Source organism: Achromobacter sp. SLBN-14, assembly GCF_006715415.1.
GTDB classification, from domain to species: Bacteria; Pseudomonadota; Gammaproteobacteria; order Burkholderiales; family Burkholderiaceae_B; genus Achromobacter; species Achromobacter mucicolens.
Map to the genome: position 1 here is coordinate 1,964,642 of NZ_VFNE01000001.1, position 13,986 is coordinate 1,978,627.

The window sequence follows — 13,986 nt, forward strand, 5'->3', positions numbered from 1 at the left end:
ATGACGGCACGTTCAGGGACGCATGCCGCCCACCAGCAGATCGAAATAGCCGTCGGCGATGGATTCGGCGCTGTCGCCCTGCCCGGGCTTGTACCAGCGCACCATCCAATTCAGCATCGACAGCACGGCACGGCCCGTGGCCGCTACGTCCAGCGCGCGGAACGCGCCGTCGGCCACGCCTTGCGCGATCACGTCGCGCAACAGCTTTTCGTAGCTGTCTCGCAGGCGGGCGGCATCTTCGCGTTCGGACAGCGCCATGCCCGAATAGCCGATCAGCATGGTCACGAATTGGGCGTGGTGCTGCTCGAAATAACGGGCATGTCCCACCATGAACGCGCGCAGGCGGGCCACGCCGCCCACGGCGCTGGCCACCTCGCGGCCGACGGTTTGCGTCAGGCCTTCCAGCACCTCAAGGATGATGGCGTCGTAGATGTCCTGCTTGGTGGGGTAATAGTGATAGATGGCCGCCTTGGACACCCCGATGGCGGCGGCCAGGTCGGAAATGGAGCTGCCGTCATAGCCGCTGCGGGCGAACAGCTTGGCGGCTTCTTCCAGGATGCGTTCGCGCGGGGCAGCCAGCGTGGGCGGCCTGCCGGCGCGGGCGCGTTTCTGTACGGGTGGGGCGGTAAGCGCCATGTCGGCCTTTTACAGGGGCCGCGCGGGACCGAAAAGGTTCTGGCGAACCTCCATTGACAGCCCTTCCGCGCATGCCGTTAAATAAAGATTAATTAATTACCGGACGGTCGGTAGGTAATTAATATACTCCAAAACCAACAACGAGACGACGCCCCATGCCCCATCCCCTCGTGACTGATTTGTATGGCCAGATGTCCCTGCCGGTCATCAGCGCCCCGATGTTCATCGTCTCCAACCCCAAGCTGGTCATCGCCCAGTGCACGAGCGGCATCGTGGGGTCGTTTCCCGCGCTGAACGCGCGGCCGCAGACGCTCTTGACCGACTGGCTCGACGAAGTCCAGGCGGGGCTCGCGTCCCACCGGGAAGCCCACCCCGGCGACCGCGTCGCGCCGTTTGCCGTCAACCAGATCATCCACCAGTCCAATGACCGGCTGGAGGCGGACCTGGCCGTGTGTGCCAGCCACCGCGTGCCCCTCATCATCACCAGCCTGCGCGCCCCCGGCGACCTAGTGAAGGGCGTTCACGACTGGGGCGGCAAGGTTTTCCATGACGTCACCACCATCCGCCACGCCGAAAAGGCGCTGGAAGCGGGGGTGGATGGCCTGATCCTGGTGTGCGCGGGCGCGGGCGGCCACGCCGGCACGCTGAGCCCCTTCGCGCTGATCTCCGAGGTTCGCCGCTTTTACGACGGCCCGCTGATCCTGTCGGGCGCCATCACCTCGGGCGCGCATGTGCTCGCGGCGCAGGCCATGGGCGCGGACTTTGCCTACATGGGTACGCGCTTCATCGCCAGCGTGGAAGCCAACGCCAGCGAGGGCTACAAGGCCGCCATCGTCGAGGCCAGCGCGTCGGACATCCTGTACACGCCGTTCTTCACGGGCATCCCGGGCAACTACCTGAAGGCCAGCATTGCGGCCGCCGGCCTGGACCCTGCCAACCTGCCCGCACCCGATAGCGGCGCGTCCAATTTCGGCTCGACGCGCGTCAAGCCCTGGAAGGACATCTGGGGCGCCGGCCAGGGCGTGGGCGGCATCGCCAGCGTCGAACCCACGCGCAAGATCGTCGACACGCTGCGGCGCGAGTACGCCGAGGCGAAAGCCCGCCTGGCCGCGGCCCCGCACGCATGAGCGCCGGCCTGAAGGTCCAGCGCGACGGCGCCGTCCTGACGCTGACGATAGACCGGCAGGACCGCCGCAACGCGCTCGACACCGCCACCTACGCGGCGCTGACGGAGCAGATTTCGCTGGCAAGCGCCGACGTGACGCTGTCTGCGGTCATCCTGACCGGCGCGGGCGATCACTTCACGGCGGGTAACGACTTGCGCGACTTCCAGGCCGAGCGTGGCGCGGGCGACAGCGCGGGCCTGACCTTCCTGCGCGCGCTGACCACGGCCGACGTGCCGGTCATCGCCGCCGTCGAGGGCTACGCCATCGGCATCGGCGTGACGCTGCTGCAGCATTGCGACTTTGTCCACATCGGCGAAGGCGCCACCCTGCGCATGCCGTTCGTCGCCCTGGGCCTGTGCCCGGAAGGCGCATCCAGCCTGCTGATGCCGCGCCTGGCCGGCCGCCGGGCAGCGCAATGGCTGATGCAGGGCAAGGCCTTCACGGCGGACGACGCGGTGCAGGCCGGGCTGGCCACGTCGGCCACTCCCAAGGGCCAGGCGCTGGCCGAGGCGCAGGCCACCGCCGCGGATCTGGCGCGCCAGCCGCGCGCCGCGCTACGGCTCACCAAGGCGATGATGAAGCGGGCGGACCGGCAGGCCATCCAGGAGACGCTGGACTACGAAGCCCAGCAGTTTCGCGCGCGCCTGCAGACCGAAGAAGCGCAGGCGGCGTTCGCGAAGTTCTTCAAGAAGTAGGTCAGAACGGCGAATCGGGCCGGAAATTCGGCGCCCGGCGCTCGCGCAGGGAATTGATGCCCTCGCGCACGTCCGGGCCGCCAAAGCCCATGAATTCAAGCGCCAGCGAGGTGTCGAAGGTCGGCCCCGCCATCCGCAGCCAGTTGTTCAGCGAGTACTTGGTCCAGCGGATCGCCGTCTGCGACCCGGCCGCCAGCTTGTTGGCCACCTCGAACGCCTTGCCGATCAGCTCGGCCTCGTCCACGCAGAGCGACACCAGGCCGATGCGCTCGGCTTCCTCACCCGAGACCGTCTCGCACAGCATCAGGTAGTACTTGGCCTTGGCCATGCCGCACAGCAGCGGCCAGACAATGGCGGCGTGGTCGCCCGCCGTCACGCCCAGGCGGGTGTGCCCGTCGATGATGCGGGCGTCGCGCGCCGCGATGGAAATGTCGGCCAACAGCCCGGCCACCAGACCCGCCCCCACCGCCGCGCCGTGCATGGCGGACACGATCGGCTTGCTGCAATTGATGATGTTGTAGACCAGGTCGCGCGCCTCGCGCCAGACGCGGGTGCGCACGTGGAAGTCGTCGGCCATCTGCTGCACCAGCTCCAGGTCGCCGCCACCCGAGAACCCCTTGCCCTCGCCGCGGATCACCACCACCCGCGTGTCCGGATCGGTGTCGATGTCGCGCCAGATGTCGGCCAGTTCGCGGTGCATGCGGTCGTCGGCCGTGGACAATTTGCCCGGCACGCCGCCCTTGGTCCCCATGATCAATTCCAGCACGCCGCCGGGGTGGCGGCGCAGCTTCAGGGATTCGTAGGCCGAATAGTGTTCCAGCGTAATGTCGGTCATTGTCTGCTCCGGGTCGTCTCTTGGTTGTTCGCGCCCCGCCCGAGGCGGCCGCGTTTTTGCGCACTATAGTGGATACGGCCGACCCGCCATGACGATTTCCCCCCGGAGCCTCACCCCATGAACACCCCCGCCATCCCCATCGACCGCGCCGCGCTGCCTGCCCTGTTCGCCCCCCGCGCGCAGGATACGCACAAGGGCAGCTTCGGCACCGTGGGGGTGGTGGGCGGCGGCGCCGGCATGACGGGCGCGGCGCTGCTCGCCGCCCGCGCCGCCTTGAAGACCGGCGCCGGCAAGGTGCTGGTGGGCTTTGTCCAGGACACGCTGCCTTTGCCCTGCGACCCCCTGCAACCCGAACTGATGCTGCGCGACTTCCGCTCGCTGCTGGAAGAAGACTGGGGTGTGACCGCCTGGGTCGCCGGCTGCGGAATCGGCACGAGCCAGCTGGCCGCAAATGCGTTGTCGGAGTTGTTCGTCCTGCGGCGCGAGGCCCCGCTGGTGCTGGACGCCGACGGCCTGAACCTGCTGGCCCGGGGCGAAATCCATCCCAACTGGGGCGCCGGCCCCATCGTGCTGACCCCCCACCCCGCCGAGGCCGCCCGCTTGCTGGGTATCGGCACGCCCGAGATCCAGCGCGACCGCCCCGCCGCCGCCCGGCAGTTGGCGCAGCGCTTCCAGGCCTGGATCGTCCTCAAGGGCGCCGGCACCGTCGTATGCGCGCCCGGCGGCAGTCTGCACATCAACACCAGCGGCAACCCGGGCCTGGCCACCGCGGGAACGGGGGACGTATTGGCCGGCATGTTGGGTTCCCTGCTTGCCCAGAAACTGCCGCTGGACCAGGCCGTGCACGGGGCGGTCTGGCTGCACGGCGCCGCCGCCGACGCGCTGGTCGCCCAGGGTGTCGGCCCCATCGGCCTGACGGCCGGAGAGCTTGCGGACGCGGCCCGCGCCCTGCGCAACGGGCGCTAAGTCCATGTCCCACAAACATTTTTACAACATACTAGGGTTTTCCCTTAAAATGACATTGCTATTTGCCTAGGGTTATCCCTATAATGGTTTACCCCATGACGAAACGGACTGGAGCCAAACCATGAGCGAACTGACCCTGAACAACACTGCCCGCCTGACCGACGCGCTGGAGCGTGACCTGCTCCGCGGCGCTCTCGAAAACCAACCGAATTCTCACCCGCTGACCAGCCTGAAGAAGGCTGGCCAATCCGTAGCAGCCGCTGTTGCCGCCGTCTTTGCCTTCATCGACGAAGTGAACGAATCGATGAACAAGGCTCGCGCCGCCAGCTCGCGCTTCTCCGGATCGCAGTGGTAATAACAGCCGCGCCAGGCTGATTCGCGACAGATCTCCCGCGAATCAGCCTGGCGCGCTGACGTTGCAGCGCCCGCCGGGTAAGCCCCGGCGCCCGCCGCAACGCATCGGCGCTGATCCCTCACCGGCGCCATCGCGCCGCGGGTGGCCCCTAAGGGCCCCGCGACGCCCTCTTTCCCTCCCCCTCTCGGCGTTTTCCCTAGCGCCTCGATCGCCGCTGCGCATTGACAGCGCGCGAACCCCCTACCGATAATCGGCCCCTTGCCGTCGTGCCCTGGCGACAATTTCCCCGCACGCCTTCGGCCGACGCAGTCGTCCCCTGGCACGCGAGGCCGCCCGCACGATCCGGTTCGTTCCCAATCCGGAGTTGTCACCATGAAGTTGCGCACTACCCTGGCCCTTGTGGCCGCCGCCATCCCCCTGGCAGCCGCCCAAGCCCAGACGCTGAAGATCGGCCTGTCGGCCGAACCCACCTCGGCGGACCCCCACTATCACAAGATGACGCAGAACGACGCGTTCTCCGCGCACGTCTACAACTCGCTGGTGGGCCGCAGCGCCGACATGAAGCTGATTCCCCAGCTTGCGACTTCCTGGAAGAACCTGGACGACCTGACCTGGGAATTCAAGCTGCGCGACGACGTCAAGTTCTCCAACGGCAAGCCGTTCACCTCCGAAGACGTGCTGTTCACGATCTGCCGGACGCTGAACAACGAAACCAACGTGTCGCAGTCCTACATGGACATGACCAAGCGCATCACCGACGTCCAGACGCCGGACGCGCACACCGTCATCATCAAGACGGGTGAACCGTTCCCCCTGATGCCGGCCGAACTGGCCCGCTCGCTGCCGATCATCTGGAACGGCATCGTCGAGCACGGCAAGCTCACGTACGACCCCAAGAAGGGTTGCGGCGTGACGGGCGCCTGGCCCACGGTGGTCGACTTCAACAACGGCAAGGACGCCATCGGCACCGGCCCCTACATGCTGAAGTCCTACGTCAAGGGCACCGGCATCGAGCTGGTGCGCAACGAAAACTACTGGGGCGAGAAGCCGCACTGGAAGGAAGTGAAGTTCGTGCCGGTGCCCTCGGCCGGCCCGCGCCTGACCGGCCTGCTGTCCGGCGACTTCGACATGATCGAAAACCCCGCCGCCCGCGACCTGCCGCGCCTGAAGGACAATCCGAAGTTCGGCTTCGTGGCCACGCCGTCCACCCGCCTGGTGTTCTTCCAGCCGGACGTGGGCCGCAACCCGAGCCCGTTCGTCAAGAGCGCCGACGGCAAGAACCCGCTGCAGGACCTGCGCGTGCGCAAGGCCATCAACATGGCCATCGACCGCAAGACCATCACGGCCCGCATCATGGACGGCATGGCCACCCCGGCCTTCCAGTACATGCCCGACGGCATGTTCGGCGCGCTGCCCAAGGCCCCGGAAATCAAGTACGACCCGGAAGGCGCCAAGAAGCTGCTGGCCGAAGCCGGCTATCCGAACGGCTTTGAACTGACGCTGTCGTCCACCAACGACCGTTACGTCAACGACGGCCAGATTGCCCAGGCCGTGGCCCAGTACCTGTCGCGCGTCGGCATCAAGACCAACGTGGATGCGATGACCGCCTCCATCTACTTCCCCAAGCGCGCCAAGCGCGAGTTCAGCTTCTCGATGGGCGGCTGGCCGGCGGAAACGGGTGAGGCCTCGGCGCTGTTCCAGCTGTGGGTCGCCACGCTGGATTCGCCCGTCAGCCTGGGCACCAGCAACTACGGCGGCTTCTCGAATGCGGACTTCGACAAGGTCTACAAGCAGGCCATCGTGACGGTCGATCCCGCCAAGCGCGAAAAGCTGCTGCAGGAATCCACCCAGATCGCCCTGGACAACGTGCCGCTGATCCCGCTGCACTTCGAGAGCAGCATCTGGGCGTACCGCAAGGGCATTTCGTACGAAGGCCGCCGCGACCAGTACACCCTGGCCACGTCGGTCAAGCCCGACGCGAAGTGAGCAGGCAGGGCTGAGTAAAGAAGAAACGGCTGCCTCGTGCAGCCGTTTTGCCTTGGGGCGGCGCAGTTGCCGCACCCGGGCCCGCAGCCCCCCGCCTCATCCCCTATACAATCGTCTGGCTTCATCGGAACTGCCATGCCCACGTCTTTGCCCCCGTCCTCGTCCGCGCCCCCGTCTCCCCTGCGTCCTTTCCTGCTGGCCTGTCCGGACCTGTCGGCCGAGCGCGTGGGCAACACCGACACGCCCGGCGTCTGGCATTTCGATTCCGGCGCGCCCGGCAAACGCGTGCTCCTGAGCGCGCTGATCCACGGCAACGAGCTCTGTGGCGCCTGGGCGCTGAAGGACCTGCTTGCCGCCGGCCTGCGCCCGCGCCGCGGCACGCTGACGCTGGCGTTCTGCAACCTGGCCGCGTTCGACCGGTTCGACGCGCGCAACTACGCCCCCGCGCGCTTCGTGGACGAAGACATGAACCGCGTCTGGAGCGACGACAAGCTTTCCGTGCCCACCTCGCAGGAGCGCCGCCGCGCTGCAGCCCTGCGCCCGTGGGTGGAACAGGCCGACTGGCTGCTGGACTTTCACTCGATGAGCAATTCCGACGTGCCGCTGCAGCTGACCGGCCTGGAACAGCGCAACATCGATCTGGCCCTCGCCCTGGGCAATCCCGCCACCATCATTGCCGACGCAGGCCACGCCGCCGGCGTGCGCATGCGCGATTTCGGCCGCTTCGGCGAAGCCGGCGACAACGGCACGCGGTCCCTTCTGATCGAATGCGGCTTTCACGGCGCCCCCGAGGCGCGTGGCGTGGCCGCCGACCAGATGGCGCGCTTTCTGGTGCAGGCCGGCACGGTGGACCGCGGCGACATCCCCGCCGCCTGGTTCGCCCCCGGCGCGCCGCTGCAGCGCGCGCTGCGCGTCACGCACGCCGTCGCCGCCAAGAGCGCCGACTTCCGTTTCGCCGAGCCCTGGAAGGGGCTGGAAACGCTGCCCCGCGCGGGCACCGTCATCGGCTGGTCGGAAGGCGAGCCCGTCACCACGCCCTACGACAACTGCGTGCTCATCATGCCGTCCACCGCCAACCTGCGGCCCGGCGTGACCGTCGTGCGCCTGGCGCAGCCGATCACCTAGCGTGCAGGCTGGCCTGACTTGAATATCCGGGCCCTGTACGCCAGGCCCGCCCGATAACCCCGGCTTTTCCCCAACCCCGAGCCCACCAAGGAAATCATCACGTGGCCTTGTTCATCCTACGCAGACTGATACAGAGTCTGTTCGTGCTGCTGGCCGTTTCGGTCGTGGTCTTCTTCGCGGTGTATGCCGTGGGCGACCCGATCGAGCTGCTGGTCAGCCCCGAAGCCAGCCAGGCCGCGCGCGAGGCGATGATCGCCCGCCTGGGCCTGGACCTGCCCGTGTGGCAGCAGTACACCGGGTTCCTGTGGCGCGCGCTGCATGGCGACCTGGGCACCTCCTTCGTGCACGGCATTCCCGCGATCGAACTGATCGTGCAGCGCATTCCGGCCACGTTCGAACTGGTGTTCGTCGCGATCATGCTGACCTGTGTGATCGGCATTCCGCTGGGCCTGGTCGCGGGCCTGTACCGCGACGAGTACGTGGGCCGCGGCATCATGGCCTCGTCGGTGCTGGGCTTTTCGCTGCCGAACTTCTGGCAGGGCATGATGCTGATCCTGCTGTTCGCCGTCTGGCTGGGTTGGCTGCCCGCCACTGGCCGCGGCGACACGGTCGACGTGCTGGGCGTGCGCCTGTCCATCCTGACCGCCGACGGCTGGTCGCACCTGATCATGCCGGCGATCAACCTGGCGCTGGCCAACATCGCGCTGGTGCTGCGCATGACCGCCTCGGGCGTCGTCGAGGCCCGCAGCCAGGACTACGTGAAGTTCGCGCGCGCCAAGGGCGTCAAGCCGGGCCGCATCGTGCGCCGCCACATCCTGCGCAACATCCTGATCCCCGTGGTCACGGTGATCGGCATGGAATTCGGCACGCTCATCGCCTACTCCACCATCACCGAAACCGTGTTCGCGTGGCCCGGCATGGGCAAGCTGCTGATCGACAGCGTCTACCAGCTCGACCGTCCCGTGGTCGTTGCCTACGTGATGCTGGTCACGCTGATCTTCGTCGTCATCAACCTGGTTGTGGACATCCTGTACGCGGCGCTCGACCCGCGCGTGCAGCTCGTGGCCCCCGCTCAATAAACCGCCATGGCTAATACTCCGAATCCTGGCCGCACCCGCACCGTCCAGCCCCTGGCCGAGACGCCGCGGCGCGCCGCCATTCTGAAAAAACTGCACGCGCGCCCGACGGTGCGCGGCTCCGTCATCGCGCTGGCCGTCCTGGTGATCCTGGTGGTCTTCGCGCCGTTCTTCGCACCGCAGAACCCTTACGACCTTGCCAACCTGTCGCTCATGGACGGCCGGCTTGCGCCGCGCCAGGCGCTGATGGACGGCAGCATCGCCTGGCTGGGCACCGACGACCAGGGCCGCGACATGCTCAGCGCCATTTTGTATGGCCTGCGCATCAGCCTGATGGTGGGCCTGACCGCCGTCGTGCTGGCCACCGCCATCGGCGGCGCGATCGGCCTGGTTGCCGCCTACGTGGGCGGCTGGGTCGACACCGTGCTGATGCGCATCGTCGACTTCATCCTGGGCTTTCCGACCATTCTGGTGGCGCTGGTGCTGCTGGTGGTGCTGGGCCGCGGGGTCGACAAGGTGATTCTTGCGCTGGTCCTTGTGCAATGGGGGCACTACGCGCGCATCATGCGCAGCCGCGCCCTGCAGGAACGCCGCAAGGAATACGTCGAGGCGGCCGCCAACCTGGGCTTTCCGGCCTGGCGCATCATGCTGTATCACCTGCTGCCCAACTGCCTGGGGCCGGTGATGGTGTTTGCCACCATCCAGATCGCCACCGCGATCGCGCTGGAAGCGACGCTGTCGTTCCTGGGCGTGGGCGTGCCGATCACCGAACCGTCGCTGGGCCTGTTGATCTCCAACGGCTTCCAGTACCTGCTGTCGGGCGACTACTGGATCAGCCTGTTCCCGGGCATTGCGCTCCTGGTGCTGATCCTTTCCATCAACATCGTGGGCGACCGCCTGCGTGAAGCCCTGGACCCTCGCCGAGCATGAGCGACATTCTTCTTGATGTGCGCGGCCTGCGCACTGCATTCCATACCGAGGCCGGCGCGTGGCTGGCGGTCGACGGTGTCGACCTGACCGTGCGCCGTGGCGAGATCGTGGGCCTGGTGGGCGAATCCGGTTCCGGCAAGTCCGTGACGGGCTTTTCGCTGCTGGGGCTTATCGACCCGCCGGGCGAAGTCGTCGACGGCGAGGTGAAGTTCAAGGGCACGGACCTGCGCAAGCTGTCCGAAGAGCAGATGCGCCAGTTGCGCGGCAACCGCATCGCCATGATCTTCCAGGATCCGCTGATGACGCTGAACCCGGTGCTGCGCATCGGCGAGCAGATGATGGAAGCGATCCTGACGCACGAGGACGTGCCGCGCGCCCAGGCCGAGGAGCGCTGCCGCGAGGCGCTGGCCATGGTCGGCATCCCGTCGCCGGAGAAGCGCCTGAAGAGCTACCCGCACGAGTTCTCGGGCGGCATGCGCCAGCGCGTGGCGATTGCCATCGCGATGCTGAACAAGCCCGACCTCATCATCTGCGACGAGCCCACCACGGCGCTGGACGTGACCATCCAGGGCCAGATCCTCTACCGCATGCAGCAGATCTGCCGCGAGCACAACACGGCGCTGATCTGGATCACCCACGATCTGGGCGTGGTGGCCGAGCTGGCCGACCGCGTGGCCGTGATGTATGCCGGCCGCATCGTCGAGAGCGGCCCGGTCGAGCAGGTGCTGGATGCGCCGCGCCACCCCTACACCCGCGGCCTGTTGGACTCGATGCCCGGCGCCACGCAACCGGGCGCGCGCCTGCACCAGATCAACGGCATGGCGCCGAGCCTTGCCGCCCGTCCGGCGGGCTGTGCGTTCCGGCCGCGCTGCACCCACGCGGTCACGCGCTGCACCGAGCAAGCCCCCTCCGTCACCACCGAAGGTTCGCGCAGCTATCGCTGTTACGTGCCGATCGCCCGCGAGGCACAGTAAGCAATGAGCCAAGCCGATACCCCCGTCATCGAGCTCAAGAACGTCCACAAGCGCTTCGAGCAGCGGCCTGACCTGGCCCAACGCATTCTCGCCCTGACCGGCCGTCCCATCGACCGCCGCACCGTGTACGCGGTCAACGGCGTGGACCTGTCCATCAAGCGCGGCGAAGTCGTGGGCCTGGTGGGCGAGTCCGGTTGCGGCAAGTCCACGCTGGGCCGCGTCGTGGCCGGCCTGCACCGCCAGACCGAAGGCGAGCTGCTGTACCAGGGCATGGACGCAAACCGTCTGCGCGGCGCCGACAAGCTGGCGTACACGCTGGGCGTGCAGATGATCTTCCAGGACCCGCAGGCGTCGCTGAACCCGCGCCAGCGGCTGCGGCAGATCCTGGGCGAATCGCTGAAGGTGCACAAGCTGGCGCCTCCCAACGAGATCCCCGCCCGCATCGACCAGGCGCTGACCGAAGTGGGCCTCGCCACGGAATACCGCGACCGCTTCCCGCATCAGATCTCGGGCGGCCAGCGCCAGCGCATCGGCATCGCCCGCGCGCTGATGGTGGCGCCCAAGTTCCTGGTCTGCGACGAGCCCGTTGCCGCCTTGGACGTGTCGATCCAGGCGCAGGTGATCAACCTGTTCATGGACCTGCGCGAGCAGCACGGCTTCACGTACCTGTTCATCAGCCACGATCTGGGCGTGGTCAAGCACATCTCGGACCGCGTCGCGATCATGTACCTGGGCAAGATCGTCGAGATCTCGACGTCGGCCGAGATCTTCGCCCGCGCCAACCACCCGTACACGCAAGCGTTGATGGCCGAAGTGCCGGACGTGGCGCGCCGCGGCCGCAAGTTCACGCCGATCAAGGGCGAGATTCCGTCGCCGCTGAATCCGCCTTCCGGCTGCACGTTCAATCCCCGTTGTCCCCACGCGATGCCGCGTTGCCGCGAAGTCGCGCCGGCCCTGAAAGAAATCTCGGCTGGCCACTGGTCGGCCTGCCACCTGAACGAAGCGAGCGCCTGATGAAACCTTCCGACATGTCCAATGTGGACCGCATCGCCATCGAAATGGGCCATGCGGGCCGCAACGCCATCCTGTACGTGGATGAGGACCGCAACTACGACCGTCCGTTCAAGCTGCAGACCTACCGCCCCTACGGCTACACGCCGGACCGCCCCGTGGTGATCGTGCAGCACGGCGTGCTGCGCAACGGCGACGAATACCGCGACTTCTGGGTCGAAGCCGCCGACAAGCACAAGCTGCTGATCGTGGCGCTGACGTTCTCGAACGAGATCTGGCCGGGCGTCGAAAGCTACAACAACGGCCGCGTGTTTTCGGCGGGCGGCAATCCGCGCCACATCGATGGCTGGACGTACGCGCTGGTGGGCAACGTCATCAGGGACATGATTGCCGGCGAGATCACCGACGGGCAGAACGTCTACCTGTTCGGCCACAGCGCGGGCGGCCAATTCGTCCACCGCCTGATGAGCAGCCAGCCGCATGCGCCCTTCAAGGCGGTGACGGCGGGCAATCCCGGCTGGTATACGCTGCCGACGTTCGACTATCCCTATCCGGAGGGCATGGACGGCGTGGGTCTGACCGAGGACCACCTGGTCAAGCTGCTGGCCTACCCGATGACCATCCTGGCAGGCGACAAGGACATCGAGACCAACGACCCGAACCTGCCATCCGAACCCGCCGCCATGCGCCAAGGCCCGCACCGCTTCGCGCGCGCGCAGAATTACTTCGAATTCGGCCGCAAGGAAGCCGAGCGCCGCGGCGTGCCGTTCGGCTGGAAGCTGCAGGTGGTGCCCGGCATCGGCCACGACGGCCGCGCCATGTCGGCCGTCTGCGCGAGCCTCTGGTTCGACGGCAAGATGCCCGACGACGCCGAACTCGCCCGCCTGGCCGGCCAGCAGGTCGCCTGAACCCTTTTCCCATCGCTGAAACCCGATATCGCCATGTCCAATACCCAGAGCACTGAACAGATCGTCGCCGGCATCCAGAGCTGGCTGCAATGCGAGTCGCCGTCGAACTTCCCCGAAGGCATCGCCGCGATGGCGCGCATCATCGCCGATTACGCGGCCGCCGCCGGCCTGACCGTTGAACTGTCGTCGCTGGGCCCCACGACGGGACCGCTGCTGTACGCCACCAACCGCGCCCCCGGCGACACGCGTCCGGGCATCCTGATCCTGGCGCACATGGACACGGTGCATCCGGTGGGCACGCTGCTGGAAAACCCCGTGCGCATCGACGGCGACCGTCTCTACGGCCCGGGCAGCTATGACATGAAGGCGGGCATCTACCTGGCGCTGACGGCCCTGGCCGGCGTGGCGCGTCCGGGGGCTACGCAACTGCCGGTGGACTTCCTGGTGGTTCCCGACGAAGAAACGGGCAGCCACGCCTCGCGCCCGCACATCGAACGCTTCGCCGCGAATGCCAAGTACGCGCTGGTCTGCGAGCCTGCCCGCCCCAACGGCGGCAAGTGCGTGACGGCGCGCAAGGGCACGGGCATGCTGAACCTGAACGTCAAGGGCCGCCCCGCCCACGCAGGCATGCAGCACGAGAAGGGCCGCAGCGCGATCCGCGAAATGGCCCACCAGGTGCTGGCGCTGGAAGCCATGACCGACTACGACCGCGGCATCACAGTCAGCGTGGGCACGATCGCCGGCGGCACGGTCACCAACACGGTGCCGGCCCTGTGCCGCTGCGTCGTCGACTTCCGCGTCCCCGACATGGGCGCCGCCGAAGACGTGCTGCGCCGCATGCGCGAACTGTGCGCGGTGGGTCCGGACGTTGAACTGGACATCGACGTCGAACTGAACCGGCCCCCGATGGTCAAGACGGAAGAAGCCGCCGCATTGCTGGCATTGGTGCAAGGTTTCGCGGACCGCGCGGGCTTCCTGCTTGAAGACGCGCCGATGACGGGCGGCGGCAGCGACGCCAACTTCACGTCGGCTATGGGTATTCCGACGCTGGACGGTCTCGGCGCGGATGGAGATGGGGCGCATACGCTGAACGAGTATGTGCTGGTGTCTACGTTGGAGCAGCGGTTGAAGTTTTGGGAATTGCTGCTGCAGGATTTGGCTTGAAGGTTTGGTTTTTTGGATGTTGTTGGTGGGGTTGGTGGGGGTTGATGTCGCGCGGGGGGGGAGTTCTTTTGACGCCCGGTGCGGCGTGGGCCTGGGGCGGGCGGGGCTCCGATTGCGGTCCGGAGCCTTCGCTCCGGACTTGCCTAGGCGGCCCCCCCC

Annotated in this window: 14 protein-coding genes; 12 read left to right on the forward strand and 2 right to left on the reverse strand. The window is 67.3% G+C overall.

Going from position 1 to position 13,986, the window contains the following annotated elements:
* Positions 1-12: 12 nt before the first annotated feature.
* A complete protein-coding gene (locus FBY20_RS08965) occupies positions 13-636 on the reverse strand; it encodes a TetR/AcrR family transcriptional regulator (protein ID WP_142051559.1) in 624 nt (207 codons plus the stop codon).
* Between the two features lie 155 nt (positions 637-791).
* On the opposite strand from FBY20_RS08965, the gene FBY20_RS08970 reads away from it, so the two are divergent.
* Together FBY20_RS08970 and FBY20_RS08975 are read left to right on the forward strand one after the other, a co-directional pair.
* Positions 792-1,763, forward strand: a complete 972-nt coding sequence (locus tag FBY20_RS08970; RefSeq protein WP_142051562.1) for a nitronate monooxygenase family protein — start codon at positions 792-794, stop codon at positions 1,761-1,763.
* Positions 1,760-2,497: an enoyl-CoA hydratase-related protein gene (locus FBY20_RS08975; RefSeq protein ID WP_142051565.1), complete on the forward strand. Its 738-nt coding sequence runs from the start codon at positions 1,760-1,762 to the stop codon at positions 2,495-2,497. Before FBY20_RS08970 ends, FBY20_RS08975 begins: the two co-directional genes overlap by 4 nt.
* Position 2,498: 1 nt before the next feature.
* On the opposite strand, the gene FBY20_RS08980 is transcribed toward FBY20_RS08975, so the two are convergent.
* The gene (locus tag FBY20_RS08980) at positions 2,499-3,332 is read right to left on the reverse strand and encodes an enoyl-CoA hydratase/isomerase family protein (RefSeq protein ID WP_056327593.1); all 834 of its coding nucleotides are present in this window, start codon (positions 3,330-3,332) and stop codon (positions 2,499-2,501) included.
* A gap of 117 nt (positions 3,333-3,449) precedes the next feature.
* Between FBY20_RS08980 and FBY20_RS08985 the strand changes: the two genes are divergently transcribed.
* The 10 genes from FBY20_RS08985 to FBY20_RS09030 all read left to right on the forward strand — a co-directional run bounded on the left by FBY20_RS08985 (position 3,450) and on the right by FBY20_RS09030 (position 13,827).
* Positions 3,450-4,298, forward strand: a complete 849-nt coding sequence (locus FBY20_RS08985) for an NAD(P)H-hydrate dehydratase (RefSeq protein WP_142051568.1) — start codon at positions 3,450-3,452, stop codon at positions 4,296-4,298.
* Positions 4,299-4,419: 121 nt separating this feature from the next.
* Positions 4,420-4,653: a hypothetical protein gene (locus tag FBY20_RS08990; RefSeq protein ID WP_008161006.1), complete on the forward strand. Its 234-nt coding sequence runs from the start codon at positions 4,420-4,422 to the stop codon at positions 4,651-4,653.
* A gap of 372 nt (positions 4,654-5,025) precedes the next feature.
* Positions 5,026-6,639: an ABC transporter substrate-binding protein gene (locus FBY20_RS08995; protein WP_056327595.1), complete on the forward strand. Its 1,614-nt coding sequence runs from the start codon at positions 5,026-5,028 to the stop codon at positions 6,637-6,639.
* A 135-nt stretch (positions 6,640-6,774) separates the two neighbouring features.
* The gene (locus FBY20_RS09000) at positions 6,775-7,764 is read left to right on the forward strand and encodes a succinylglutamate desuccinylase/aspartoacylase family protein (RefSeq protein WP_056327596.1); all 990 of its coding nucleotides are present in this window, start codon (positions 6,775-6,777) and stop codon (positions 7,762-7,764) included.
* 101 nt (positions 7,765-7,865) lie between these two features.
* Complete coding sequence (locus tag FBY20_RS09005; RefSeq protein ID WP_062839574.1) at positions 7,866-8,843, forward strand: ABC transporter permease; 978 nt, start codon at positions 7,866-7,868, stop codon at positions 8,841-8,843.
* Positions 8,844-8,849: 6 nt separating this feature from the next.
* Complete coding sequence (locus FBY20_RS09010; RefSeq protein ID WP_056327598.1) at positions 8,850-9,770, forward strand: ABC transporter permease; 921 nt, start codon at positions 8,850-8,852, stop codon at positions 9,768-9,770.
* Positions 9,767-10,744, forward strand: coding sequence for an ABC transporter ATP-binding protein (locus FBY20_RS09015; RefSeq protein ID WP_056327599.1), 978 nt, complete (start codon positions 9,767-9,769; stop codon positions 10,742-10,744). The genes FBY20_RS09010 and FBY20_RS09015 overlap by 4 nt, the downstream gene beginning before the upstream one ends.
* Positions 10,745-10,747: 3 nt before the next feature.
* Positions 10,748-11,758, forward strand: coding sequence for an ABC transporter ATP-binding protein (locus FBY20_RS09020; RefSeq protein WP_062839575.1), 1,011 nt, complete (start codon positions 10,748-10,750; stop codon positions 11,756-11,758).
* On the forward strand, positions 11,758-12,663 hold the full coding sequence (locus tag FBY20_RS09025) for a hydrolase (protein ID WP_056327601.1): 906 nt from the start codon (positions 11,758-11,760) through the stop codon (positions 12,661-12,663). The genes FBY20_RS09020 and FBY20_RS09025 overlap by 1 nt, the downstream gene beginning before the upstream one ends.
* A 33-nt stretch (positions 12,664-12,696) precedes the next feature.
* Positions 12,697-13,827, forward strand: a complete 1,131-nt coding sequence (locus FBY20_RS09030; protein WP_142051571.1) for a M20 family metallopeptidase — start codon at positions 12,697-12,699, stop codon at positions 13,825-13,827.
* Positions 13,828-13,986: the final 159 nt, after the last annotated feature.